The 24,493-nt window shown below is 51.9% G+C and carries 25 protein-coding genes; 4 read left to right on the plus strand and 21 right to left on the minus strand.

Translation table 11 applies throughout. The features are described from left to right. Both VFG09_09255 and VFG09_09260 read left to right on the plus strand, forming a co-directional pair. A partial coding sequence (locus tag VFG09_09255; GenBank protein HET6515331.1) for a PDZ domain-containing protein occupies positions 1-214 on the plus strand: 214 nt, incomplete at its 5' end. 301 nt (positions 215-515) lie between these two features. After that, on the plus strand, positions 516-890 hold the full coding sequence (locus tag VFG09_09260; GenBank protein HET6515332.1) for an RHS repeat-associated core domain-containing protein: 375 nt from the start codon (positions 516-518) through the stop codon (positions 888-890). Here VFG09_09260 and VFG09_09265 read toward each other — a convergent pair. The 6 genes from VFG09_09265 to VFG09_09290 form a co-directional block, all read right to left on the minus strand. Beyond that, a complete protein-coding gene (locus tag VFG09_09265) occupies positions 864-1,310 on the minus strand; it encodes a DUF1810 domain-containing protein (protein ID HET6515333.1) in 447 nt (148 codons plus the stop codon). The genes VFG09_09260 and VFG09_09265 overlap by 27 nt on opposite strands. 139 nt (positions 1,311-1,449) lie before the next feature. Beyond that, positions 1,450-1,932 (minus strand): class II SORL domain-containing protein, encoded by a 483-nt coding sequence (locus VFG09_09270; GenBank protein ID HET6515334.1) that lies wholly within the window; start codon positions 1,930-1,932, stop codon positions 1,450-1,452. Between the two features lie 261 nt (positions 1,933-2,193). After that, the gene (glnE, locus tag VFG09_09275; GenBank protein ID HET6515335.1) at positions 2,194-5,004 is read right to left on the minus strand and encodes a bifunctional [glutamate--ammonia ligase]-adenylyl-L-tyrosine phosphorylase/[glutamate--ammonia-ligase] adenylyltransferase; all 2,811 of its coding nucleotides are present in this window, start codon (positions 5,002-5,004) and stop codon (positions 2,194-2,196) included. Between the two features lie 194 nt (positions 5,005-5,198). Further along, a complete protein-coding gene (locus VFG09_09280; GenBank protein HET6515336.1) occupies positions 5,199-6,059 on the minus strand; it encodes an ABC transporter permease in 861 nt (286 codons plus the stop codon). 3 nt (positions 6,060-6,062) lie between these two features. Next, positions 6,063-7,061 carry an ABC transporter permease gene (locus VFG09_09285; GenBank protein HET6515337.1) on the minus strand — a complete coding sequence of 333 codons (999 nt, stop codon included), beginning with the start codon at positions 7,059-7,061 and terminating at the stop codon, positions 6,063-6,065. After that, positions 7,062-8,681 (minus strand): peptide-binding protein, encoded by a 1,620-nt coding sequence (locus VFG09_09290; GenBank protein ID HET6515338.1) that lies wholly within the window; start codon positions 8,679-8,681, stop codon positions 7,062-7,064. Positions 8,682-9,065: 384 nt separating this feature from the next. On the opposite strand from VFG09_09290, the gene VFG09_09295 reads away from it, so the two are divergent. After that, positions 9,066-9,476: a threonyl-tRNA synthetase editing domain-containing protein gene (locus VFG09_09295; protein HET6515339.1), complete on the plus strand. Its 411-nt coding sequence runs from the start codon at positions 9,066-9,068 to the stop codon at positions 9,474-9,476. Here the strand turns inward: VFG09_09295 and uvrA are convergent. From uvrA to rpsF, 8 genes are read right to left on the minus strand one after another with little or no spacing between them, the layout of a single operon-like run. Further along, positions 9,463-12,264 carry an excinuclease ABC subunit UvrA gene (gene uvrA / locus VFG09_09300; protein HET6515340.1) on the minus strand — a complete coding sequence of 934 codons (2,802 nt, stop codon included), beginning with the start codon at positions 12,262-12,264 and terminating at the stop codon, positions 9,463-9,465. The two genes, VFG09_09295 and uvrA, sit on opposite strands and share 14 nt — an antisense overlap. A gap of 17 nt (positions 12,265-12,281) precedes the next feature. After that, the gene (locus VFG09_09305) at positions 12,282-12,584 is read right to left on the minus strand and encodes an HNH endonuclease (protein HET6515341.1); all 303 of its coding nucleotides are present in this window, start codon (positions 12,582-12,584) and stop codon (positions 12,282-12,284) included. An 11-nt stretch (positions 12,585-12,595) separates the two neighbouring features. Next, on the minus strand, positions 12,596-14,485 hold the full coding sequence (locus tag VFG09_09310; GenBank protein ID HET6515342.1) for a diguanylate cyclase: 1,890 nt from the start codon (positions 14,483-14,485) through the stop codon (positions 12,596-12,598). Positions 14,486-14,508: 23 nt separating this feature from the next. Further along, the gene (locus VFG09_09315) at positions 14,509-14,790 is read right to left on the minus strand and encodes a DUF507 family protein (GenBank protein HET6515343.1); all 282 of its coding nucleotides are present in this window, start codon (positions 14,788-14,790) and stop codon (positions 14,509-14,511) included. Next, entirely contained in the window at positions 14,790-15,071 is a 282-nt protein-coding gene (locus tag VFG09_09320; protein HET6515344.1) for a DUF507 family protein, read from the minus strand. Before VFG09_09320 ends, VFG09_09315 begins: the two co-directional genes overlap by 1 nt. Beyond that, complete coding sequence (gene rpsR / locus VFG09_09325) at positions 15,072-15,296, minus strand: 30S ribosomal protein S18 (GenBank protein ID HET6515345.1); 225 nt, start codon at positions 15,294-15,296, stop codon at positions 15,072-15,074. It abuts the gene before it with no gap. Between the two features lie 37 nt (positions 15,297-15,333). Further along, a complete protein-coding gene (locus VFG09_09330) occupies positions 15,334-15,726 on the minus strand; it encodes a single-stranded DNA-binding protein (GenBank protein ID HET6515346.1) in 393 nt (130 codons plus the stop codon). After that, positions 15,727-16,128, minus strand: a complete 402-nt coding sequence (rpsF, locus tag VFG09_09335) for a 30S ribosomal protein S6 (GenBank protein ID HET6515347.1) — start codon at positions 16,126-16,128, stop codon at positions 15,727-15,729. Between the two features lie 738 nt (positions 16,129-16,866). Between rpsF and VFG09_09340 the strand changes: the two genes are divergently transcribed. Further along, the gene (locus VFG09_09340; GenBank protein ID HET6515348.1) at positions 16,867-17,502 is read left to right on the plus strand and encodes a flavodoxin family protein; all 636 of its coding nucleotides are present in this window, start codon (positions 16,867-16,869) and stop codon (positions 17,500-17,502) included. Between the two features lie 535 nt (positions 17,503-18,037). Here VFG09_09340 and VFG09_09345 read toward each other — a convergent pair. The 7 genes from VFG09_09345 to VFG09_09375 form a co-directional block, all read right to left on the minus strand. Continuing rightward, complete coding sequence (locus VFG09_09345; GenBank protein ID HET6515349.1) at positions 18,038-18,451, minus strand: DUF433 domain-containing protein; 414 nt, start codon at positions 18,449-18,451, stop codon at positions 18,038-18,040. A 243-nt stretch (positions 18,452-18,694) separates the two neighbouring features. After that, the gene (locus tag VFG09_09350; protein ID HET6515350.1) at positions 18,695-20,086 is read right to left on the minus strand and encodes a sigma-54 dependent transcriptional regulator; all 1,392 of its coding nucleotides are present in this window, start codon (positions 20,084-20,086) and stop codon (positions 18,695-18,697) included. After that, the gene (locus VFG09_09355) at positions 20,083-21,171 is read right to left on the minus strand and encodes an ATP-binding protein (GenBank protein HET6515351.1); all 1,089 of its coding nucleotides are present in this window, start codon (positions 21,169-21,171) and stop codon (positions 20,083-20,085) included. The genes VFG09_09350 and VFG09_09355 overlap by 4 nt, the downstream gene beginning before the upstream one ends. A gap of 75 nt (positions 21,172-21,246) precedes the next feature. After that, complete coding sequence (gene hisG / locus VFG09_09360; protein HET6515352.1) at positions 21,247-22,131, minus strand: ATP phosphoribosyltransferase; 885 nt, start codon at positions 22,129-22,131, stop codon at positions 21,247-21,249. Then, positions 22,128-23,390, minus strand: coding sequence for a 3-isopropylmalate dehydratase large subunit (leuC, locus tag VFG09_09365; GenBank protein HET6515353.1), 1,263 nt, complete (start codon positions 23,388-23,390; stop codon positions 22,128-22,130). The genes hisG and leuC overlap by 4 nt, the downstream gene beginning before the upstream one ends. Positions 23,391-23,736: 346 nt before the next feature. Then, a complete protein-coding gene (locus VFG09_09370; GenBank protein HET6515354.1) occupies positions 23,737-24,237 on the minus strand; it encodes a hypothetical protein in 501 nt (166 codons plus the stop codon). A 57-nt stretch (positions 24,238-24,294) separates the two neighbouring features. After that, positions 24,295-24,471 (minus strand): hypothetical protein, encoded by a 177-nt coding sequence (locus VFG09_09375; protein HET6515355.1) that lies wholly within the window; start codon positions 24,469-24,471, stop codon positions 24,295-24,297. Positions 24,472-24,493: the final 22 nt, after the last annotated feature.

Consider the following 24,493-nt stretch of genomic DNA (forward strand, 5'->3'; position numbering starts at 1 on the left):
CGAAATCAACAGCCCTGCGATGAGAGCGGGTCTGCGTGAAGGTGATGTCATTATCGGTTTTGGCAATCAGCCGGTCGCCGGGATCGATGAGCTCCACAAGCTGCTGACTGAGGAGACCGTGGGGAAGAGCTTTCCCGTTACTCTTATCAGGCGGACCGAAAAAATCGTCCTTGATATCATTCCTGAAGAAAGCGGCTCCCGGTCACAGAATTAACGGGGACCGTCTTTCATCCTCACCCCCTTGTGATCAATCCGGGTAAGCTGCACCGTTCACTGACAAACATATTTTACCTTCGAAAGCACACTGCACATCCTTGTTGTGATGTACACCGATTAACTCCCGCTGGGTGATTTTCACGTGACGCAAGATTTCCGATCCAAATACGCATCCCTATCGTTAATTATGCCTTGCGATGTCCATCCAGTACGCTTCTTTCTTGTCGCGAGCCGTTAGCTGAAGGTTTCTTCTCGCATTAAGCACCGCTTTCATCTGCGGCGAATTCTCTGATGGCACAGTGAGATATTATCAGACTGATGCTCTTGGAAGTGTGATTGCTTTGACAGATGAAACAGGAGCGGTTAGAACCCCGTATTCTTATGACCCATTCGGAAATGTGACCATTAACGGCGAAGCAAGTGACAATCCTTTTCAATACACCGAAAGAGAGAACGATGGAACAGGGCTCTATTATTACAGGGCACGATATTACAGTCCTGAGTTGCAAAGGTTCATCAGCGACGACCCAATAGATACGGCGGGCGCAATAAACAAATACGTTTACACTTCCAATAACCCGGTGAACTTTGCCGATCCACTTGGATTAGAGGAATGCGGTGCTCGTTTCAGGGTAAAATGGTTTTTCTCATTCGAGAAACGTGGGCGTCTCTAACAATCTGAGCGTTGCGGCATCTCGCTCTCCGTGGCAGTACCTGTCAAGGACGAAGGAAAACACAGAACCTGAGCCTGCTACCTTCTCAAACAGCGTCATCGATGACTTAAACTTCAAGTCATCAGGATGGCCCAAGATTTCTGAAATTGATCTGCCCGTGAGAGCTAGTACCGCCTCGGTGCATTCCAACAGCCTTTTGCCGAGAACGGGATGGTTCAGATACTGTCGGGCTTCTTCTAAGCTCTTGACTGAGTAATGCTTCGCCGTTGGACTGTATCCCAATCCATCTATCTGCGGAAATATGAACCACATCCAGTGAGTTTGCTTCTCACCAGCCCTAAGCTCAGCGAGTGCTCTCTCGTAGACGCCTCCCTGAGCGCTGAGAAACCGATTCAGATCATAAGGGTCGTCAGGGCTCATATCATAGAGCTCGGCGCAGCATGTCTTGTGCGTTGGCTTCGGTACAGAGTCTTTCCCCGGATGACGCGAAGGTCCTCTCTTCCCTTGGGGGGTCCCCTTTCGGACCCCCCCACGCGGGTTAAAAGAGGACCTGCTGAAATCAGGCTTCGACACTCACATCAAGGCTCGATTCCCAGTAGCCATGGAGGTTGCAGCGCTGATTGGCGACCAGGGTAACCTTGCCGGAGGGTGCGGATTCCATTGGAAGGACCACCGTGAACGTTGCCTTTGGGCTCAGGTAGCCCTTGGGCTGGAAATCGATCCTGCCGGCAGGCTCATTTCCTATATTGAGTGCTATGAATTCGATCCAGTGTGTCGGCCCCATGGGATGCAGATTCTCGCCGACTCTCACCTCAACGGCAAAGGGTTCTCCGGCCTTCACCTTTGGCGGCGCTGTTATAAACGGGGCATGTGATTTTTCCAGGGGGGACTTCGTTGAAGGGTCCTTTGCCCTGTTAATCGTTTCGAAGAGACTCGGGTCCACCTTCGATGGAAAGTACTTCTCTGCAGCAAAAACCTCTCTTGCCACACCCAGAGCCACAGATCCTACAGCAGCGGTTTTCAGAAAAGACCTTCTGTCCATACTTCCTCCTTGCCTCTTGATGTCTCTGAACAGGCCCACGGCCCGTTTCCGGAAGCCCCCATCGGGCCGCCATCTTCCTGTCATCAGGGTATCACAGGGAAGGCAGCTTGGCAATATGGAGGTCATCGGAGGCAAGTGCGCAGGAGAACGATCAGCTCCTGTCGTTGGGGCCTCTGAATCTTTCCAGAGGCGGTTCATAATACTGCTCACCGCCAGCGTATATTCTGAATCGACTGAGGCTTTGACATGTACCGAAGGTTATTATGCGAGCTTCTCAAACATTTCTTTCACCTTCAGTCTTTTCTCCCTCAGGACAGTAATGAGTTCATCAGCTCCCTTCATCTCCATCAGTTCCGAAGCCATAAGCGCAACCATCGAACCTTCTTTCAGGACAGGTTCATTGACCAGTCTGAGGAAGCTCTCGAGGGTACGAAAAAAGACATAGGCATCCCTCATAACATGAGCTGTCATCTTGTCTATGACGCCGTATTTCCAGAGCCTTCCTATTCCGTCAAGCGTTCCCTGCACGAGGAGGCGATCATGCCGTCGGACGTTCTTCAACTGGAGATACTGGACAGTGAATTCGAGTTCCTCCAGACCGCCGGGGCCGAGCTTTATATCATATCCTTCGGCCTCTTTCGAGATCTCTCTCTCGATCCGCTCCCGCATCGCCCTGACGTCCTGAACGGCGACCTGCTCACCCTTTTCTGTGAGGACTCTCTTCTTCACCGCCATAAATCCGTATCCAGCTGCCCTGTCTCCTGCCAGAGGCCTTGCCTTCAGCAGGGCCTGAAACTCCCAGAAGTGAGCGGCCCTCAGGTAGTAATCCCTGAAGGCCTCGACTGTCAAAACGAGAGGGCCCTTTGAACCTTCGGGCCTGAGGCGGGTATCCACACTGTAAGCCGTGCCGTCCTGCGTGTAAGAGATCAGGAGCCTGATGAGCCTCTCGGCCGTCTTTATGGCGCTGTCGGTCACTGAATCGTCGCAAACAAATATGAGATCAAGGTCCGAGGCGAAGGTAAGTTCCCTGCCGCCTGACTTCCCAAGGCCGACTACCGCGAGATTATCGGAAGGACCGAGGGCGGCCATGCAGTGAGACACGATTGCATCGGCAGTCTTGGAGAGCTCCTTCATTAAGCGGATGACATCGATCTTCCTATCCAGGAAGAGAATCCCGAGCCTGATCTCTTCCATCTGTTTGAATATCCGTATCGCTTCGGCGATCTGCTGACCCGCTGAAGTAATTCCCTTCAGCTCCTCTTTCAGCGAGGCAAGGGTCTTTCTCGGGAAGATCTCATGCCCGAGGAGTTCGAGATACTCACGTCTCTTCATGATGGTCTTCGCCAGGTATTCGCTCTGTGAGAAGAGCCGTATGAGGATCGGGATGAGTCTCTCGTTCTTCGCGAAGAGGTCGAGATAGGACTCTTCCGAAGAGAGGATCGTCACGAAGGACTCGAGATTGTTGACAGCGGTATCAGGGTTCCTGGTCCTCAGTGCCTCCCGGAGAAAGGCCGGCAGGACAGCGCTGAGGAGCCTCTGTCCCCTGAGAGTCTGAAACGAGCGTGTGCTGTCCCTGATGTGATGAATGTTCCGTATTACTCTTCCCACATCCTTAATCGAATAATCTGTAAGGAGGTTCCTGAATTCACCATCCGACAGTTCCTCGGACAGGAGGAGTGATGTCTTATGATCTTCTCTCGGCGCCGCTCTTCTCTCGATAAAGAGTGAGTCATAGATCCTCCTCACCATGCTCCGCCTCTTGTCCAGTTCACTGAAAAACGTCTCGGTATCGGGAAATCCCATCTTCCTGCTCAGCGCAAGACGCTCCTGATCTCCCGAAGGGAGTGAATGGGTCTGGAGGTCATTGACTTGCTGGAGACGGTGCTCGAGCCTTCTGAGGAGGAGGTAATTATCAGAGAGAATGGAATAGTCTTCATAACCCACGAGGTTTTTCTGGAGGAGCTGGTAGAGGCCCTTGATCGTGCTTCTTTCGCGGAGGAGAGGCTCCTTCCCTCCGTAGATCAGCTGGAGAGCGTGGACGAAGAATTCTATCTCGCGTATCCCGCCGCGACCCCTCTTGATATCGTCCTTCTTGAAAGTTTCGTCGATCTTCGACTTCATCTTCCGTATCTCTTCGATGGCGGTAAAATCGAGATATTTCCTGTAAACAAAGGGCTTTACCATTTCGAGAAAAGCCTTGCCGAGATCCATGTCGCCTGCGATCGGCCGCGCCCGCAGAAGGACCGCCCTTTCCCAGGCCCTCCCCCAGGACTCATAATAGGTCTCGTACGCTGAGAGAGAAATCGCCAGGTTTCCCCGTTGTCCTTCCGGTCTCAGCCTGAGATCAACGCGATATCCAAACCCCTCTTCCGTCGTGGCTGAGAGGAACTTGTTCAGGGCCTCTCCGAGTTTGCAGTAATACTCATGATTGCCTATCCTGTTTTTCACGGTCCGCTGAGGTGTCATCACCCCGCTCGTTTCGCCCTCTTCTTCCTTATATACATAGAGAAGATCGATATCGGAGCTGAAGTTCAGCTCGCGGGAGCCGAGTTTCCCTACGGCAAGGACCGTAAAAGACCAGTCCTCAGGCTCTCCGTATATCTCCCGTATCTGAGACCTCACGATCTGTAGCGACTCTTCGACGATGATCTCGGCGAGAAGACTCAACTCGGACATGCTCTCCGCAATATCAGCCATGCCCAAGATATCCCTGAGTGTTATATCGAGGAGGCTCTTCTTCTTGAGAAAGCGGACCATGCTCATGAGCCGTTCCTTAGGCTGAAGCAATGCTTCGTCGCCGATCCGCTTCACCGAGGTGCGGACTTCATTCTCGTCAAGAGGCAGATGAACTTTGCTTACGGCTTCAAAGAGGATTTCAGGGTTCGCTATCGAAAAAGTGGCGAGGAACTGGCTGATACTGAAGAGAAGGGAAACCGGCTTTATTTCTGTCCTGAGAAGATCGACGGAGGCAGGGTTTGCTTCGCAAAAGGCCTCGAGGTTCTTCAGTGCCCTCTCAGGGCAGGGGGTTGCTGATGCAGCGTCTCGAAGGTTGACAGGAGGTTCATGGTCCATGGTTCACGACGTGGATACGAAGGAAGTCATAGATAATGTCCCATCACTGTCATTCCCGCTTGTCGGGAATCCTTCTTCGAAGAAAGATTGCGAACAAGACGCAATGACAGAACTGAGTGGTCGATGGGGCTTTACTCATGGCGGTTTTTGTAATCGGGTTTTTCGATCATGTGCGGTGCGCCTCGTATCAGACTTCACCGTCTCTCTGTTTCCCACAGTCTCGGATCGATGGCATCCCTGATCCCTTCGCCTAGAAGGTTATAGCCGAGCACCGTGATCAGGATGGCAAGTCCCGGAAAAACCGAGAGCCACCAGGCGATCTCGATGTTGTCTTTTCCCAGAGTGAGAATATTCCCCCAACTCGGCGTCGGCGGCTGGACACCGATACCGAGGAAGCTGAGAGCTGATTCGACGAGTACTGCCCCAGCTACGCCAAGAACGGCCGAAACAAGCACCGGCGCCATGCTATTGATCATCATATGCCGGAAGATGATCCTTAGGTCTCCCGCCCCCACCGCCCTGGCCGCCAGGACAAACTCTCTCTCCTTCAGGGAGAGAAATTCCGCCCTGACAAGGCGGGCCACTCCCATCCATGACGTAAGCCCTATGACGATCATGATATTCCATATGCTCGATCCCACAAAGGCTATAACCGCAAGGATGAGGAAGAACGTCGGGATGGCGAGCATAATGTCGATGAACCTCATGATGATCCGATCTGTCCATCCTCCGTAATACCCGGAAGCGGCTCCAAGTATCACTCCAATAACGGTCGCGATCCCGACTGCTACGAAACCGACGGCAAGGGATATGCGTGAACCCCAGATCATCCTACTCAGCACGTCTCTTCCCAGATCGTCAGTACCTAGGAGATGATGTATGTCCGGAGGGTCAAGGACGTGTTTACTATCGATGTCATGAGCATTGTAGGGCGCAATGAGGGGTGCAAGTGTTGCGACGAAAAAGAGGAGCGATACAATGATTCCCCCGGCAAGAGCAAGCTTGTTTCTCTTGAAGCGAACCCAGAAGATGCCGATGAAACTCGAAGTTCCCACAGCCTACCTCCCCCGTATCCTCGGGTCTGCATACATGTATCCTATGTCTGCCAGCAGATTTCCAACAAGTGTCAATATAGCACCCATTGTCAGAATACCCATAACAGTGGGATAGTCCCTTGTCATGACGCTCATGTAAAACAGTTGTCCCATGCCGGGGATGCCAAAGATATTCTCGAAAATAACGCTCCCACCTATGAGGCCCGGGACCGAAAGCCCGAGCAGCGTGATAATAGGAAGCAGGGCATTGCGAAGGGCATGCCGGTAAATGACAATTCTTTCGGGAAGACCCTTTGCCCTTGCCACTGTCACATAATCCTGCCTAATCACCTCGAGCATGCTGCTTCTCATGAATCTTGAATCATAGGCAAGTCCCGAGAAGGCCGAGACAAAAATAGGAAGGGTGAGATGCTTCGCCACATCCCAGATCTTGCCGGCAAACGAAAGCGAATCAAAATTCATAGACTTCAGTTGAGAGATCGGAAGCCAGTGGAGCTGAACGCCGAAGAGCATCATGAGGAGAAGGGCGAACCAAAAGGATGGCATTGCAAAACCTAGGAAAACCGTTGTTGTCATTATCTTGTCATAGCGGGAATTCCGACGGGTTGCAGAAGAGATTCCTATCGGTATCGCAATGGCCATTATGATAACAAGGGACATCAGGTTGATCATGAAGGTCACAAAGAGCCTCCGCTCAATCAGGGGCCGCTTGCCGTCCCAGATCTTCTGCATGACAGGTCTGTGGTCCGCCGAAAAAGACTCGCCGAAATCGAATTTAACCACGCGCTTAAGCCATATACCGTACTGGACAATGATCGGCTTATCGAGGCCGTAGTACTTCTCGAGCTTCTCCCTTGCCTCGGGAGTGATCTTCGGGTTCAGCTCGGTGAATATGTCCGTCGGCTTGCCCGGCGCCAGGTGAATGATGAAAAAAGAGACCAGGGTGATCCCGAACAGCGTGGGGACCATCTCAAAAAGCCGTTTGATCAGGTATGCCGGCATCTAGGGCTCAATCTGGTGCCGCTGCAAGGCCTTCGGCACAAACCATTTGGGGAGATTATATTCTATGCCGATCGGTGAGGGCTTTATCCCCTTGAACCGCGCATGCACGATCGGTGTCGCCTCCGGGACGTACAGAAAGATGTACGGCAGTTCTTCCGCGAGTATCTCCTGCATCCTGAAATACGTCTTCTTTCTCTCTTTGATATCGAATGTCCGTCGGCCCTTCTCCAGAAGGGAGTCGACTTCTGGGTTGCTGTAGCTCACAAAATTGAACTCCTTCTCTTTTGTCTTGCCCGAAAACCAGATATCGTACTGGTCAGGGTCGAGGCCGATTCCCCATCCCAGGATCACTGCCTCGAAGCGCCTCTTGTCGATGAACTGGTTTACGAAGGTGGACCATTCGAGGGCCCTGATATCGACCTTTATCCCTATCTTCGCAAGCCTCCATTGTATAATGGTGGCGGTATTCATCCTTGAGCTGTTCCCCATATTCGTAAAGATTGTGAACTTGAAAGGCCGTCCGTCTTTTTTAAGGATACCATCGCCATTGGTATCTTCCCATCCCGCCTCTTTGAGCAGCTGCTTTGCCTTCTCAGGGTTATAATCAAATTTTTTCACATTTGGATTGTAGGCCCAGGTGTTCGGGACGTACGGACCCGTAGCTGGTTTGCCGAGGCCGAAAAGTACGACATCGACGATCTCCTGCTTGTCTATGGCATGGGCTATCGCCTGTCGTACGCGCTTGTCCTGGAAAAAAGGATGCTTCAGATTAAAGCCCATATAGGTGTAAACAAAGGTCGGATAGCGAAATTTCTGGAAGTTCTTCCTGAAAAAATCGTTCTCTGTCTGCTTCGTATATTGAAGCGGCGTGAGGCCCATGAGGTCGATCCCGCCTGTCCGGAGTTCCAGGAACATTGTCGCGGGGTCGGGTATTATGCGATACACATACCGGTCGATATAGGGCCTGCCTTCAAAATATTCTTTGTTCGAATCAAGTATCACTTCCTGTCCCGAGACCCACTTCCTAAGCATATACGGCCCCACTCCGACAGGGTTCCTCGTAAGATCGCTCTTCGCAATGTCCTTTCCTTCGAGGAGATGCTTGGGAAGGACTACCATATTTCCCCAGCTTGAAAGCGCAGGGGCAAAAGGTTTTTCATAGGTAACCCTGAAGGTGTATGAATCGAGCACCTCAGCCTTTTTCACTTGCAAGAAGTCCTCGGCATAGGCGGTCGGGGTCTTTTCATTTGTGATCGTCTTGAATCCGAACATCACATCATCGGCAGTAAACTCGACGCCATCGGTCCATTTCACGCCCTTCCTCAGATAAAATGTGATGATGAGCCCGTCTTTTGAGATCTCCCATGATTCGGCAAGGTCGCCGATAATGCTCAAGTCCGTATCGTACTTCACAAGGCCATTGAAAACCAGGCCAGCAACCTGATGCGATGCATTGTCCCCCGCGAGCATCGGGATAAGAACGGTCGGCTCTCCGATTGACCCTTCTATTAACGCATCCCCATAAGCAGGCTCAGGAGAAACATTCTCTGAAGCTGTTTGCATCGTTGACGGCTGCTTGCCCTGACAGGCTGAAATACCGAGGAGGATAAGAAACGTCATGGCAAGTCTTTTCGCAATATAGGAAAACATATCGCTATTATACAAAAACGGGGCCTGATATGTATGGTCGAGAGAACACTTCTTCTTTCGTGAGGCCAGGAGTTATTAATGCTGTCACAACTGATCTTGCGGGAAGGCAGGTATGCCGAAAAGCCTTTTGTAGCGATACCACCAGCCACGTTCACTTGTCCTGAACTGCATTAATACGGAGGGCACCACCGGTGATTTCCCAATTTGGCCATCACTTTCAATAGGAAATCGCATTATAAAAGGCTTTGAGGCGTGCTGCCTTCCCGCTCACGCAGCTATCGATGTTGCCGATGATCCTTCGCAAGGAGTGCTGGCCTTCTTGACTCAAACGACTGATTTGTTCGAGAATCATTCATGAAACTTCTCATGTTCTACGCCCACGGGTGGTGGTACAAGACCGCATTGAAGAGTCTCCCCGATGTGCCCGAGGTCGAAAAGGAGGAATCGGTGAAAAATGCGGTGGTTATCTTCTTCCATGCAGAGGCAGAGGACGAGGCGAAGGGAGAGAGCGTGCTCCAGAAATTCGTGAAGAACACGAAATGGATCGCAGGGAAATTCAACACGAGGAATGTGGTATTCCATTCCTTCAACCACCTCTCCTCAAGCAAGTCTTCGCCTCAGTTTGCGAAAGGTCTCCTCGATGAGGCGGTTGAGAGGCTCCAAAGGACTGGCTATGACGTCATGACTACTCCCTTCGGTTATTTCAACGAATTCAGGATTCACGTGGCAGGGGACTCGCTGGCAAAGGTCTTTAAGGAGTTTTGAAGACCTTCCGCCCATTGAGTGCAGTCTTCAGGTACCTTCCCGTATAGGACTCGCTCGCCCTTATAATTTCCTGGGGCCTTCCCTCAAAGATGATCCTGCCGCCTGCCTCTCCGCCTTCAGGCCCCAAATCCACAATCCAGTCTGAGGCTCCAATAACATCGAGGTTATGCTCGATCACCACGACCGTATTCCCTCCTTCCACGAGCCTCCGCAGAACGTCTATGAGCATCTTCACGTCATTGAAGTGGAGGCCCACCGTAGGCTCGTCCAGGATGTACAAGACATCCTGCCTCTTGCCCGAAGTCAGCTCCGAGCATATCTTGAGCCTCTGCGCCTCTCCGCCGGAAAGGGTCGTCGCAGCCTGACCGAGTTTGAGATAGCCGAGGCCCACGTCCTCCATGAGGGAAAGGACGTTCGCTATTGCAGGCACATCGGCGAAGAGCACCGCGCCCTCATCAACGGTCATGTTGAGAACATCATCGATGTTCTTGCCGTCATAGGTGACTTTCAAGGCTTCAGGCCTGTATCTTTTCCCGTTACAGTCTTCGCATTTTACGTAAATGTCTTCAAAGAAGTACATCTCGAGCTTCTGATAGCCCTCTCCCTTGCATGTCTCGCATCTTCCTCCCGGCACATTAAAGGAAAAGAACCCGGGGCCGTATCCGTGCACGCCGGACTCAGGCAAAGTGGAAAAGAGTTTTCTGATCTGATCAAAGACCTTCAAATACGTGACAGGATTCGAACGGGGCGACCTCCCGATGGGAGTCTGGTCAATGATCCTCAGTCCCCTGACGAACTCCATGCCGCTCATGGAATCATAGGCCAGGGGAGAGGTCTGCTCTATCGCGAAATGCTTTGCCAGGGCCCTGTAAAGCGTATCCACGATGAGACTGCTCTTGCCCGATCCTGAGACCCCTGTTACCGCTGTCAGGCAGCGAAGGGGAATGCTGAGCGTGATGTCTTTCAGATTATTGCCCCTGGCCCCACGGAGGACGAGCTCACCTTTCCCACTCAAAGGAGTATGTTTGGGAGCATGACTGACCGGTATCTTCTCCACTCTCCTGATATACCGTGACGTCAGTGTATCGGCTTTCATAAAGTCTCCCATGGGCCCTGAAAAAATGATCTCGCCGCCCCTATGGCCGCCGCCGGGTCCAAGTTCAACAACCCAGTCCGCATTCTCAATAATGCCCTTGTCATGCTCCACAACAAGCACGGTGTTCCCCGTCTCTGCAAGTTCGGAAAGGACCTTTGCTATCATCTCCGTGTCCCTCGCATGGAGCCCCACCGTCGGTTCGTCGAGGACATAGAGCGTTCCCGTAAGAAACGAAGCGAGCTGGTTACAGAGATTGATCCGCTGATACTCACCGCCGGAAAGCGTTCTTCCCTGTCTGCTGAGGGTCAGGTAACCGAGACCGACCCTCTGGAGGAAAGAGAGCTTCATCACGGTCTGCCGGAGCAGCTCTTTTGCCACATCCCTCTGGAAGGGAGAAAGGTCGATATCTCTGAAGAAACCGAGGAGTCTTGATGCCGGTATGTCGCAAATTTCGGCAACGTCCTTGCCCGAGACCCGGTATGCAAGGGCCTCGCCCTTCAATCTCTTGCCTTTACACGCCGGGCACGTGACGGAGCTTCGGTATCTGCTGAGAAAGACCCTCACATGGAGTTTGTACCTCTTGCCTTCGAGTTCCTCAAAAAAATCGTTTATCCCGTAAAACTGAGGATCGCCCTCAAAGATCTTCTTCTTTTCTTCTGTAGAGAGCTCTCTATAGGGCCTGCGGATATCCATGCCTGCTTTCTTTGCTCCCTCGATGAACTGTCGTCTCCACCATTTCGCAGCAGGTTTTTCCCACGGCTCGATAGCCCCCTCCGACAGGGAGAGGTGCTTGTCAGGGATGATAAGTTCGCTGTCATATTTCAGGATGTTCCCGAACCCCTTGCACTCGGGACAGGCGCCGACGGGGTGGTTGAAGGAGAAGAGGAGGGGCGAGGGTTCAGGAAGTGTCACCCCGCACTCATCGCAGGCGTGAGAGGATGAAAATCGCAGCACCTCCCGTGATTCCTGCTTGTCATGGAAAAGTATCACCTTCAGGCTTTCATGCCCCTCTCTCCAGGCCATCTCGATGGAATCCGAGAGTCTCGGTTCATCCCGGATGATGAGCCTGTCAAGAACAACGTCGTATGACTGCTCATGGCTGGCCATTGACCCGTGACCGTGAAGATCAGAGATCTGCGACCGGTACTCGGGAATATCCCTCGCCTCGCCATTGATAAAGATCCGGTGATACCCTCTCTTCGCCAGGTCATCGAGAGGCTCCTTTGTCTCGAATACGATCGCAGCCCTTGTCCCGGAATGTTCGCCAATGACTTTTCGGGCCACCTCAGATGTATCCCATTTCCTGACCTCCTTGCCACACCGGGGACAGTGAGGAGTCGAGACCTTTGCATAGAGGAGTCTGAGATAGTCGTAGATCTCGGTGAGGGTTCCGACGGTAGAACGGGAGCCCCGCACAGGGTTTTTCTGTTCAAGGGCGACAGCGGGACGTATGTTGTGGATGGCCTCAACATCAGGCCTGTCGAGTTTTTCGAGGAAGAGTCGGGCATAACTGGAGATCGATTCGATGAACCTCCACTGCCCCTCGGCAAAGACGGTATCGAACGCAAGGGATGACTTCCCCGAGCCCGACACCCCGGTAATCGCAATGACCTTGTTGTGGGGGAGCCTCAGGCTGATATTCTTGAGGTTGTTCTGTTTTGCGCCCTCGATGATGAGTTCATGCCGGGACATCTTAATATTTTACCATATCAGAATTCCTCCTTTTTCAGACGTTCACGGTACTCTTCCCACTCCATCGGCAGGAGATGTTTCTTCTTGTTGTTGCACTCCTTGCAGACGGGAACGACGTTCCCCTTGACAGACCTCCCGCCCCTGATGACCGGTACGATGTGGTCCATGGTGAGTTCCTTCGGATCGACCTTGTTCCCGCAGTAATAGCAGAGCCCCTCTGCGCACCGCCGTTTCCACCACTGGGTCTTCCTCAGCTCACGGGCCTTTGCCCGCTCACGCCGGATCTCCTCGTCTGTCACGGAGCTGATGAACGGTTCCATTCTTCAGGCCTTCAGACCCCCTTGATATCGTTCCAGAGCACACACCGGTTTCTTCCGTTCCTCTTCGCATGGTAGAGAGCCTTGTCAGCCTTCCCGATGAGTTCCTCCTTCACCCCTGCATCCCGAGGAGAGGTGGCTGAGCCGATACTCACCGTCACCCTCAGGTCCTTTCCGTCAAGGGAGAAGGTCTTTTCCATGACAGCCCGCCGCAGCCTCTCGGCCATCTTCCTTGCACCCTCGTGGTTCGTCCCGAGGAGGATTGCAGCGAATTCCTCGCCGCCGTAACGGGCGCAGATATCAATGTTCCTCACCGTCTCCCTCATGATCCCGGAAACTCTCCGCAGGATCTCGTCGCCTGCGGGATGGCCGTAGGAATCATTCACCTTCTTGAAGAAATCGATGTCGACGAGGAGAAGGGAAAAGGGATCGGAAAACCTCTCGAGCCTCCTAAATTCGGAGGAGAGCTCTTCCTGGAAGTGACGGTGGTTGTAGAGTCCGGTGAGACCGTCGGTTATCGCCATCCTTTCGATCTCTGAGTGGAATTTCGCGTTTACGAGGGACGATGCCGCCTGGTTCCCCAGGACCTCCAGGAGCTCAAGCTGGTATGAATTCAACATCCCCGTCTTCTCGGAGAGAAAGATGAGCATCCCCAGGGGCTCCTTCTCATAAACAAGGGGGAGCATAAAGATGGAGGCCGGATTGCCCGACTTGAACGGCAGTGCGGGGACACGGTTGTTTTTCAGATCGGAAAAATAAAGGGGCTCGCGGTTCCGGACCGCCATGGCGATGAGAGAATTCCTGAAGTCAACGAGTCTGTCCTCGGGCGGCACAAGACCGACCTGGTGGATGAGTTCAAAAAGGGTCCCCCGCGACAGGAAGAACGCTATCGAGAGGGGGGCTATCCGATAAGCGGACTCTATGAGGCTCCGAGCAATGACGTCTACTTTCAGCGACCCGATGAGACTCGAACTGCCTTCGTTGAGGATCTTCAGTCCCGCGTGCTCCCTCGTTATCTGCGCATAGATACGCTGGCGGTGGAGGATCCTCATAACATGATATGAGAGCATCTCGAGTGTCCTGATGTCGGCATGTTCGAAGGTCCCTGCTGAACTCCTCTGAGCCGTCAGCACGCCTGCAACGAAATTGCCGTCTAAAACGGGCGTTGCGATTCGCGCAGGATTCGCGCCTGACACAACGGACGCCCTCCGTTCTATGCAGACCTCCACAGGCCCTCTATCGGAAACCGCCTTCTGCTGATCATCAGTGGAGATCCTGAGTGTCAGGGCATTCCCTTTGAGCGCAAACATGCTCACTGAATCTGCTGACAGGAGATGTTTTGCGAGGAGGAGGATCTCACCTATCTCCTCGTCCGTCTTCTTCGAAGACGACAAGTGCTGGGAAATGAGGCCGTCTCCGCTGATGGTCTCCATGGCAGTCCCGGAACCGATATCGTCGGCTTCGGCCCGAAGCTTTGAGAGGGACTTCTTAACCATGTCTCCCTCTTTCTTAATCCTTGTCAGAACAACGGAAAGCACCGACACCGTCAGGACCAACCCTGCACTGAAGGAGACCTCCTCCATGCGGTTTCCGCCGAGGAGGTGGCGTATCTCGAGGGGAGGCACCATGAGACTGAGCGGGATGATGGTCTCAGGACCAAAGAAGAGTGTCAGTCCGATGAGGAAAGGGAGATAGACGATGTGAACCCAGGCGTATCCCGAAAACTGTATCACACCTGCAATGAGAAGAGCACAGGCCGACAACATCTTCAGGGTATCGTCTTTCCGTTTCTTTCGAAAGACGAGATACGAGTAAAGGAGTGCGGGGATAGAGGAAAAGGGAAACCAGAGTATGGGCTTTGCCGAGGGGATACCGTAGCATAACCCTGCATAGGAGAGGAGCATGAGCAAGAGAGGCAGGGAAGTTCTTACTCTGATGCCATACCCCGTTTTGCTGCCTCTTCCTTGTAAAATTTCTTGTACAGCACCTCCCACTCAGGACTTCCTTCGATTATCTTCCGCGAGAAGGACTGCATCTTTTTCCTAACCGTCTCATCAATATCTTCGCTGACCCTGAGGAAGGAGACGACGCACCGTTTTATCTCCTTCCTGACTTTCCCTTCATCATCCCTGATCCTGACCATGCCGCCGTCGAGGAGCCCCTTGAGGAGGACATGGCTGACGTGGGAGATCTTGTCTTCAGATAGCATCACAGGATGAGCCCCCTCTCTTCAACGATCTTCTTCTTGGTAAGATCGAAGACCTTGCGGTAATCAAGCCTCCCCTTTTCTATCTCCGATGAAAACTTCTTAAGGATCTCCCGCACCTCGTTATTGACCCTGTCCTCCACCATCAATTCCTCCATGATGATCCGTTCCGTATCGGCCACGAGTTGCTCTTTCGGTACTACGGCCTCGACGAGACCCTTTGCGAGGACGTCGTCGATCACCTTCTTTGCTATGAGGGGGACCCAGGTCTTCGGGATCCTCATCTATCTTTCCACAAAGGAAAGGATGGCGATATTCCGTGCCCTCATGATGGCCTCCGTCAGGCTCCTCTGGTGTTTTGCGCAGACCCCGGTCATGCGGCGGGGCAGGAGCTTTCCCCTTTCCGTCAGGTAGCTCCTCAGGGTCTTGGTGTCCTTATAGTCGATGTATGCCGATTTCTCTGCACAGAACCGGCAAAACTTTCTCCTCTGGAATCTCTTCTGCTGCACGGTATCTCCTTTCCCTTACTCTGTGATTTCGAATGTTCTAGAATGGCTCGAGGTCTGTCATCTCTTCGGGAGGAGCGGTCTCAGCCTCTCCGCGTTGTCCCTGGGATTCGCCCCTGCGGGGGAGGAACCTGACCGTCTGCGCGACAACTTCAACCTTGCTCTTCTGCTGGCCTTCGGTCTCCCATCTCCTCTCCTGCAGCCTCCCTTCCACAAGGATGGAGCTCCCCTTGTTCAGATACTGGCTGCAGGTCTCTGCCTGCTTCCCAAAGGTGACGACATCGATAAAGAGCGTCTCCTCCCTGAACCCTTCGCTCTGCTTGAATTTTGAATTGACGGCGATCCTGAATGAGGCCACCGGAGTCCCCTGAGGCGTATAGCGTAGTTCAGGGTCCTTGGTGAGGTTCCCGATAAGAATGATCCTGTTGTACATCTATCCCTCGCTTTTCGTTGTTATCGGAGCGGCAGCCGCAGATTCGGCCGGAGAACCTTCGCCTTTCTGGCCGGAGGCCTCCTCCGGTTTCGTGAGGACAACCCCCTTCAGCATCTTCTTGTCAAGCTTGATGACCATGTATTTTATCACGGGGTCATAGACCTTGTAATAGTCCTCGAGTTTCTTGATAAAGGACGACGCTGATTGGAAGAGGAAGAGAACGTAGAATCCCTTCTTGTGTTTTCTGACCTCATAGGCGAGCTTTTTCCGGCCCCAGACATCGGTCTTGAAGATGGTCCCGCCGGAGTTCGTTATGAGGTCCCTGATCTTACCGGTGGCGGTCTCGAGCTCTTCGTCAGAGAGGGATGCGTTGAGGATCACGATGTTTTCGTAGATGTTCATGAACACCTCCTTATGGATATTCCGTTTCAATCCGCCAGAAGTCCCAGACTCACAGAGCGGAACAGCCCTCACCCAAGGGATGAGAGCAAGGAGTTGCAAATACTCGCCAGGAGTCAAAGATTCCTGGTCAATTGAAACTATTGTTTATACCACAGCGGAGAGGAGAAAATCAATGTCGATTGGACAGCCAGAGTCTACCGTCAACCTTTTCGGCAAGAGTTCGTCGGCAAGAGAACAACGAATTCAGTCATGCCGTCCTGGTGCGGCTTTTCGTACTGCTAAAACCGCTCAGCCGCCGTTCTCATACCTTACGCGGCCGGATTCTTGTTAACCCTGTCATCCTCCGGCCTAAGCTGCCATTGATAAGGCTGCCGATAATCAAGACAGCCATCTTTCTCCCCTACATACCACGCAACGCTCATCTCTTTTGCGTTATTCACCGACGAACAAACGTGTATCATTAATCTGCAACTATGAAGACTGCCCCATGAAACAAACATCTCTTTAATCTGCCACAAACTTACGGAGTTAGAAAAGGAATAAGAGATTTTTTATCCTGAGTTTTCCTAAAATTTGTATTGACTCAGTATGAGACGGCTTGATATATTAACCCCACTTAGATTTGGAGGAAGGGTTAGATGCTCGTATATACCTATAGAATCCTGCATCCACGCGTAGATGCAGGATTCCGTTTCGATAATAACTGGTTTAGAATTATTTAAGTTGTGAGGAGTACTTATGAAAGTTATTGCAATTAATGGTAGTCCACATAAAAACGGAAATACCTACCATGCCATTAATACAGTTTGTGATCAACTCATCCAAGAAAATATTGAAGTAGAGATTATCCACGTAGGTAATAAAATGATTAGAGGTTGTATAGCATGTAATCAATGTGCAAAGAAAAAAAATGAAGAATGTAGTATTACTGGAGATGATGTTAATAGTTGGATAAAAAATATGAAATCAGCTGATGGATTAATATTAGGCTCGCCTGTATACTTTGCAGCAATTGCAGGGACAATGAAATCATTTTTAGACAGGGTGTTTCGGGTTGCAAGTGTAAATGATGGCCTATTTAGACATAAAGTAGGTGTGAGCGTCGTTGCTGATAGAAGAACTGGTGGGATACCCACATTTAATCAATTAAATAATTATATAAATTACGCAGAAATGTTTATGCCAAGTTCAAACTATTGGAATGTAATATTTGGAACAGCGCCTGGTGAAGCACTCAGAGATAGCGAAGGAATTCAAATTATGAAAATATTAGGTAGAAATATGGCATGGTTGTTGAAATCTGTAGAAGACAATAAAAGCAAGTTATCCCTACCTGACAGAGAACAAAAAGTTTACATGAATTATATAAGATAGTATTCTGGAAACAGAAAGCTAAATGCAATTGAAAATTCTAACAATCGCATCGACCTGACTCGGCGGAACATGCAACCCGCCTCACAAATACCAAGAGAAACCTGCACTATTGAGTGCTGGCAAAGCGACGCGGATTACAGGAAGTACAACTCTCTCTCGATTCCCGGGCGTATAGCAGAATCGACCAGCAATTCTTAAAGGAAGAGGAACGCACAAGTTTGAAAAGCATGGGGATGATTTTGAACTAAAGAAAGAACGGCACGGGCGATTCTTGATGATTGATTGCCTGGATAAGATCGGGGGACAATGAGGACACCGTGGTGAGGCCGGCCTTCATGAAAAAAGAACTCAGTAAGCATGAGGAAATCGTTTCGATTGCGCGTAATGACACACCGTTTTTGCCGTGAAGCCTCCTCGAGTACTTCCTGATCGTCCGCTCCGGAGAGACCAATCTCTCTCGCGTGAGCAGCGTCGACACCTTTGGCTCTCAGGATTGAAGCGAGCTCTTCACTTAAATCCTCGTCGACAAGAAACTTCACCGACCCTTCCTTTTTGGCAGTGAAAAGCGGCCCTCGACGCTCTTGGGTGTAATGGCATCGTTGCTTTGTATGAGCTCGTCGATTTCTTCCGGGTCGGACCGGTAGTAGTTCAGTGCGGCGATGAGCTGTTTTTCCGTTAGGTGAGGCAAAGCCTTTTTTAGTGCTTTGACATCTTCGCCAACGATTTGATATTCATAAATTACTTCCCATACTTCGACGCCGGTACCGGCAATACGGGCACGTCTTCCGGTAACGCCTTGCGAGAATATGATGCCGGGACAGCGACGCATTTTCAGGGCCTCTTCAAGAAGCTCGTTTGCGAGCGCATTGGCAGGTTTGTCTTTTCGGATTCGTTCGATTTCCCGCAGTATCGGTTCTTTGATGCGGAAACTGCGTTGTATGGTCGCCATGGTAATCCCTCCTGTAACCCTTTGTATTACATTATACCACACGTTGGAGTGAGAGGGAGGACTCAGGTGAGAAGAAGGTGGCGTTTCTTATATAACAGCAATTCTTGAAACCTCGCACCAGCTTCGGCTATTGAAACTGTCACATACCAAGTGTCGCAACTTCCGCCGATCCGGCATCCCTGATGACCATAAGGAGGATCCGATGAAAGCTTTGTACGCCTAACGCAGAAGAGTGCATTTCCGTCACTTTATCTTATAGGCCCTGATCTTCGTCCTGAGGGTGTTCCTGTTGATGCCGAGAGTCTTCGCAGCCTTAAGCTGATTCCCTTCCGTCTCATCGAGGACAATCTTGATGATTGCCTTTTCGACCTCGGAGATGACGGTTTCGTAGAGGTTCGAATGCTCGAGTTTCGCCATGTCCTTGAGATACCGCTTCAACTTCTCCTCAAGGAATTCCTTTATTGAGAAAGAGGCTGCATCTTCGAGGAAGAGATCACGTCTTTCTATGATCGTGCCGTTGGAGAGCACACAGGCCCTCTTGATCGCGTTCTCGAGTTCCCGCACGTTGCCCGGCCATTCATACTTCGTCATGAGGTCCCTGGCCTCCCGGGAAAGTTCCTTTTTCCCTGTCCCGAATTTCCGTTCGGCCTCTTTCAGGAAGTGTTTCGCCAGGGGAAGAACGTCCTCCCTCCTCTCTCGCAGCGCGGGAAGCTTTATCTGCACGACATTAAACCGGTAATAGAGATCTTCTCTGAAGAGCCCCTTGTCGACGGCCTCCATAAGGTTCTTGTTTGTTGCCCCGATGATCCGCACATCGGCTTCCACGACCCTGTTGCTCCCGAGAGGACTGAATTTCCTGTCCTGCATGAACCTCAGGAGCTTCGCCTGGAGGTTCATATCAAGCTCAGAGATCTCGTCGAGGAAGATGCTGCCGCCGTTGGCAGATTCGATCTTGCCGGTATGCCTCTCCTTTGCTCCCGTGAACGCGCCCTTGTCCCATCCAAACAACTCGGCCTCGAGCAGGTCCTTTGGGATGGAGGCCGAGTTTATAGCAACAAAGGGGCCTGTCCTCCGGTTGCTGTTATGATGGATCTCCTTTGCTACAAGCTCCTTTCCCGTGCCGCTCTCACCGGTGATCAGGATCGTGATGTCCTTGGTGGCGATCCTTCCGATATCTTTGAAGACCTTGAACATCTTCTGGCTCTTCCCGATGATCATCGGCTCCTCTGCCTCGGCGGCAACGCTCCTGAGCTTGCTTAACTCTTCCCTCATCGTCATATCCCTGAAGGCCTTCTCGACGGTGATCTTGAGCTCTTCGATATCGAAGGGCTTCTCGAGGTAATCGTAGGCGCCTTCCTTCATCGCCTCAATCGTGCTCTCCATTTTCCCATGGGCAGTCATCATGATGACCGTAGCGTCAGGACTCGACGCCTTTATTTCCTTCAAGGCCTCAATACCGTTGCCGTCGGGGAGCACGATGTCAAGGAGAACGAGCTGGCCTGTGTCCTTCACAGCCTTTAACCCGGAGGCGAGCCTGGCATGTGAAGCTATCCTGCAGCCCAGAGGCTCCAGGGCCTTTTTCACGACCCAGAGAATGGATTCATCATCGTCGATGATCAGGATATCTTTTGTCATGTCACGCTACTCGCAAAGGGGATATAGATATGAAATACGGTCCCCTTCCCCTGGTCAGAGGGACTCTCTGCCCTGATAAAGCCGCTGTGGTCTTTAATGATCTTCTTTGAAAGCGCAAGGCCAAGACCGGTCCCCTTCTTCTTTTTTGTGTAAAAGGGAAGAAAGATTTTTGGTATCTCGCTCTTCGGGATGCCCCTTCCCGTATCGCTGACAGATATTACCGCCCATCGCTTCATCTGTCTGTTCTGAACCACATATTCGTCGGAAGGCTTCGTCGCGAAACCCAGATGCCCGCCCTTCGGCATCGCCTCAATGGAATTCTTCATGATATTTACGAAGACCTGGAGTAACTTTCCCTCGTCGCCGATGACCTTCGGCAGGCTCGGATCATAGAGCCTGTGGATTGATATACTACCATCCTTGAGGGATATATTCATGATCGAAATTGCCTTCTCGATCACCTCATGGACATTGATCGGATGAAGGACAGGCCTCCTGCTCATCGTAAGGTAGCTCTGGAGCACCGAGTTGAGCCTGTCAGTCTCCCGGATGATGAGGTTCAGGTATTCGGCATAGCCGTTGTCGGAAATGCGTTTCCTCAGGAGTTGGGCCGCACCCTTGATGCCGCCGAGGGGATTCTTGATCTCATGGGCTATGGAACCGAGGAGATATACGAGAGAGTCAAAGGAAAGATCCTCCCTTTCGACAATGGAGATGTTCTCCCGGATCGAGATGAGAACGCCCTCATTGCGGTTCTCGACAAAAAACGGCGATATGCGGAAGTCCACGCGAGACATGCCGTTTATCCTTATCTCCACATCCTTGGCGCTGAAAGAGCGCAGCTCCCTCGTCGCCTTTCGGGCCAGCTTGACGATGACCTTGGCATCCGGCAGGAGTTCTGCCAGCCGTTTTCCGATACCTTCCCGGAGGCTCCCTCCGAGAAGCTCCTCTCCCGTTTTGTTGATGAAGATCACCGATGTCTTCCTATCGACGAGCAGAATGGCATCTTCAAGGGAGTTTATCAGGGCTACGGGGTCTTTGAGAGACTTTTGGAATCGACTGTCAGTAAGCGTGGAACACCTCATGGTGTGGCAACAAGGTACCGGCTATGAGAAATATGAACAGTCTCAAAATAGTGTTTATAGGCTCTCAGCCTTCCTCTAAGGGATCACTTTGTTCAGCTGATACTCGACAATGCCCGATGCTCCGGCAGCCTTCAGTTTCGGGATCAAGTCCCTGACAATCCTTTCATCGGTCACCACGTCAACCGCATACCACCCGGAATCGGACAGCGATGAGACCGTCGGTGAATGCATGGCGGAGAGGAGGTTCAAAATCCTCTTGAAGGATTTTTCGGGAACGTTCATCTTGAGGCCCACCTTCTCTTCTGCTGCGAGAGCGCCTCTCAAAAGGAGGGCAATATTCTCCATCTTCTGCCTCTTCCACCGGTCGTGCCACGCCTTCTTGTTCGAAATGAACCTCGTAGTAGACTCGATCATCGTCTCGACGACCCTCAGGTTGTTCGCCCTCAACGATGTACCTGTCTCGGTGAGTTCAACAATGGCGTCGGCTAGAAAGGGAGGCTTGATCTCGGTGGCCCCCCATGAGAAGTCGACCTCAGCCCTTATTCCTTTTGACTTAAGGTATCGCCTGGTAAAACCCACAAGCTCCGTGGCGATGCGCTTGCCATCGAGGTCCTTCAGGGATTTTATCTTCGACTCCATAGGGACCGCGACCACCCATCGTACCGGTCTGAACCCTTCCTTGGCGTACCTCAGTTCAGCCACCTCTATCACATCGGCGTTCTGCTCAAGGACCCAGTCACGGCCGGTGAGGCCGCAGTCCAGATGACCGTCCTCGACGTAACGGGCCATCTCCTGAGCCCTGATGAGCATCGACTCTATCTCGGCGTCGTCAAAGACAGGATAGTAGGAGCGGCTCGATACGCTTATGTGGTAACCGGCTTTCTTGAAAAGCCGCAATGTGGATTCCTGAAGGCTTCCCTTGGGAAGCCCGAGTTTAAGGACACGGTTCTTTCTGTTCATGCCCTGGTTACCTCCTCCGGAAGCCCTATTCTTCCGAGCACTGCCGATGCTGCAGCAACCGCCGGGTTTGAGAGATACACCTCGCTCTCTGGGTGTCCCATCCTCCCGACAAAATTCCTGTTCGTTGTGGCGAGCGCCTTCTCTCCCCTTGCAAGGATTCCCATATGTCCGCCCAGACAGGGGCCGCATGTCGGCGTAGAGAAGACAGCCTCGGCATCTATAAAGATCTCTGCCAGGCCTTCTGTCATCGCATCCTTGTAAATCTGCTGGGTCGCGGGAATGACGATGAGCCTGACATTCGGGTTCACCTTCTTCCCCTTGATCACCTGCGCCGCCTCCCTGAGGTCTTCAAGCCTGCCGTTGGTGCACGAGCCGATAACAACCTGGTCTATGGCGACATGAGAAAGCTCTGCGGCCGGTTTCGTATTCGATGGGAGATGGGGACAGGAAACGGTCAGGGGTATTCTTGAACAGTCATACTCTCTGACCTCAACATACGCTGCATCATCGGAAGACCCGTAAAACTGATAGGGTCTCTTCGCCCTTCCCTTCACGTATGCCTCAGTCACGTCGTCGGGAACGATGATGCCGTTCTTTCCGCCTGCCTCTATCGCCATGTTGCAGATTGTGAGCCTCCCTGACATTGGGAGATTCCGTATGGTCTCACCTTCAAATTCCATTGCCCTGTAAAGCGCTCCGTCAACACCGATATCGCCGATGGTGTGGAGTATCAGATCCTTCCCCCCGACCCATCTCCCAAGCTTCCCGTGATAGATGAATTTCATCGACTCAGGGACCTTGAACCAGCATTCTCCCGTTGCCATAGCCGCGGCCACGTCCGTAGAACCGACGCCCGTCGCAAAGGCTCCCAGTGCCCCGTAGGTGCAGGTATGGCTGTCCGCTCCTATGACCAGGTCCCCCGGGACAACGAGCCCCTGCTCAGGCAGGAGCGCATGTTCGACTCCCATCCTTCCGACCTCAAAATAGAGTCCGAGGTGGTATTCCCTCGAAAAATCCCGCAGCATCTTGCACTGCTCAGCAGCCTTTATATCCTTCTGTGGTGCAAAATGGTCGGGGACAAAGATGACGCGGTCCCTGTCAAAGACATCCTCTGCCCCGATCTTCTTGAACTCCTGGATGGCTATGGGAGCGGTAATGTCATTGGCAAGGATGAGGTCGACCTTCGCATTTATCAATTCACCGGGAGCGACTTCCTTCTTTCCCGCGTGAAGGGCGAGTATCTTTTCTGTGATCGTCATGGGTCCTCCAAAGAGACAAGCTTCGTGAAGTGTTATTATATCTCTGACGCTGGATGATTGACAAGGGCTGCCTTTCTGACTTAACCTTCCAGTTGCATAAAATTATCTTGTTCGGGAAGGCAGGTATGGTGAGAAGCCGTGTATCGCGATACCTTTGATGGTTGCCGTCCACCGATGTCTGCTCAATGCGGGTGGTCACTTACGATGAAGTCATCGAAGTACCTCATTACCGGAATCTCATCGCATGTACAGGGCCTCGATCCATGCCTGCCTTGCCATCGTTTGCAACGTTAGGGTTAACAGACAGCTTCGGAGGACATTGGGCAGGCCATACTTCCGTGGTCCTTCATTTCGACAGTATTTCATCGATGTGGACCGCGTACCCCTCACCATCAACGGCCTTCTGAACACTGATATCGATTGTTCGATTGTTCATCTTCAGCCTGATGATGTTCGATGTGAAGTTGCGTTGTTTTATTTCTTTTGTCGAAACCTGAGCGACTACGAATCCCTGTTTGGTGAGATTGGACATGAGATCGAAAAGCGTTTGAAAGGATTTCTGCCCGCCAAACTTGACACGGTAATCGCTCCAATTTTTGACGATGGTCTTGACGCAGCCGTTCTCGAACTGTATTGTGCCAAGGAAGCGCTCCTTAGTGAAAATGTCCCAATTCTCATTTTGTTCTGCGATAGTATAGCCTTCCGTGAATTTTGCACGGACCTCGCTCTTGGGTGCGCCAATTTTGATACCGACGCCCTCCAGAAACAAAGTGTCTGACTCAGCGGCCGCCGAGATGGCCGGCAAAAACAACAGTCCAATCATGAAGGCAAGAATGCACGTTCTCATACTACCTCCTGCTCCGATCATAGATCATTATAACAGTTTCGCGAGGACCGGAACTTCTCACTTGCGTGTAGAGGTCACAGGCATTGGCCCCTCCATGAAATCCCCCCGCGCTTCGGATTCGATGATCCCTGCAGGGAAATCAGCGGCCGGCTCCTTTCCGACCAGTTCCCGTTCCTCGAACCGTCCTCTCGGGCCTTCGCATCGGCAGGAACTGCCGCGCTCCTTCCGCGTCATCGAATCCACACGCCAAAGAAAA

This window comes from Thermodesulfovibrionales bacterium, from assembly GCA_035686305.1.
Classification (GTDB): Bacteria; Nitrospirota; Thermodesulfovibrionia; order Thermodesulfovibrionales; family UBA9159; genus DASRZP01.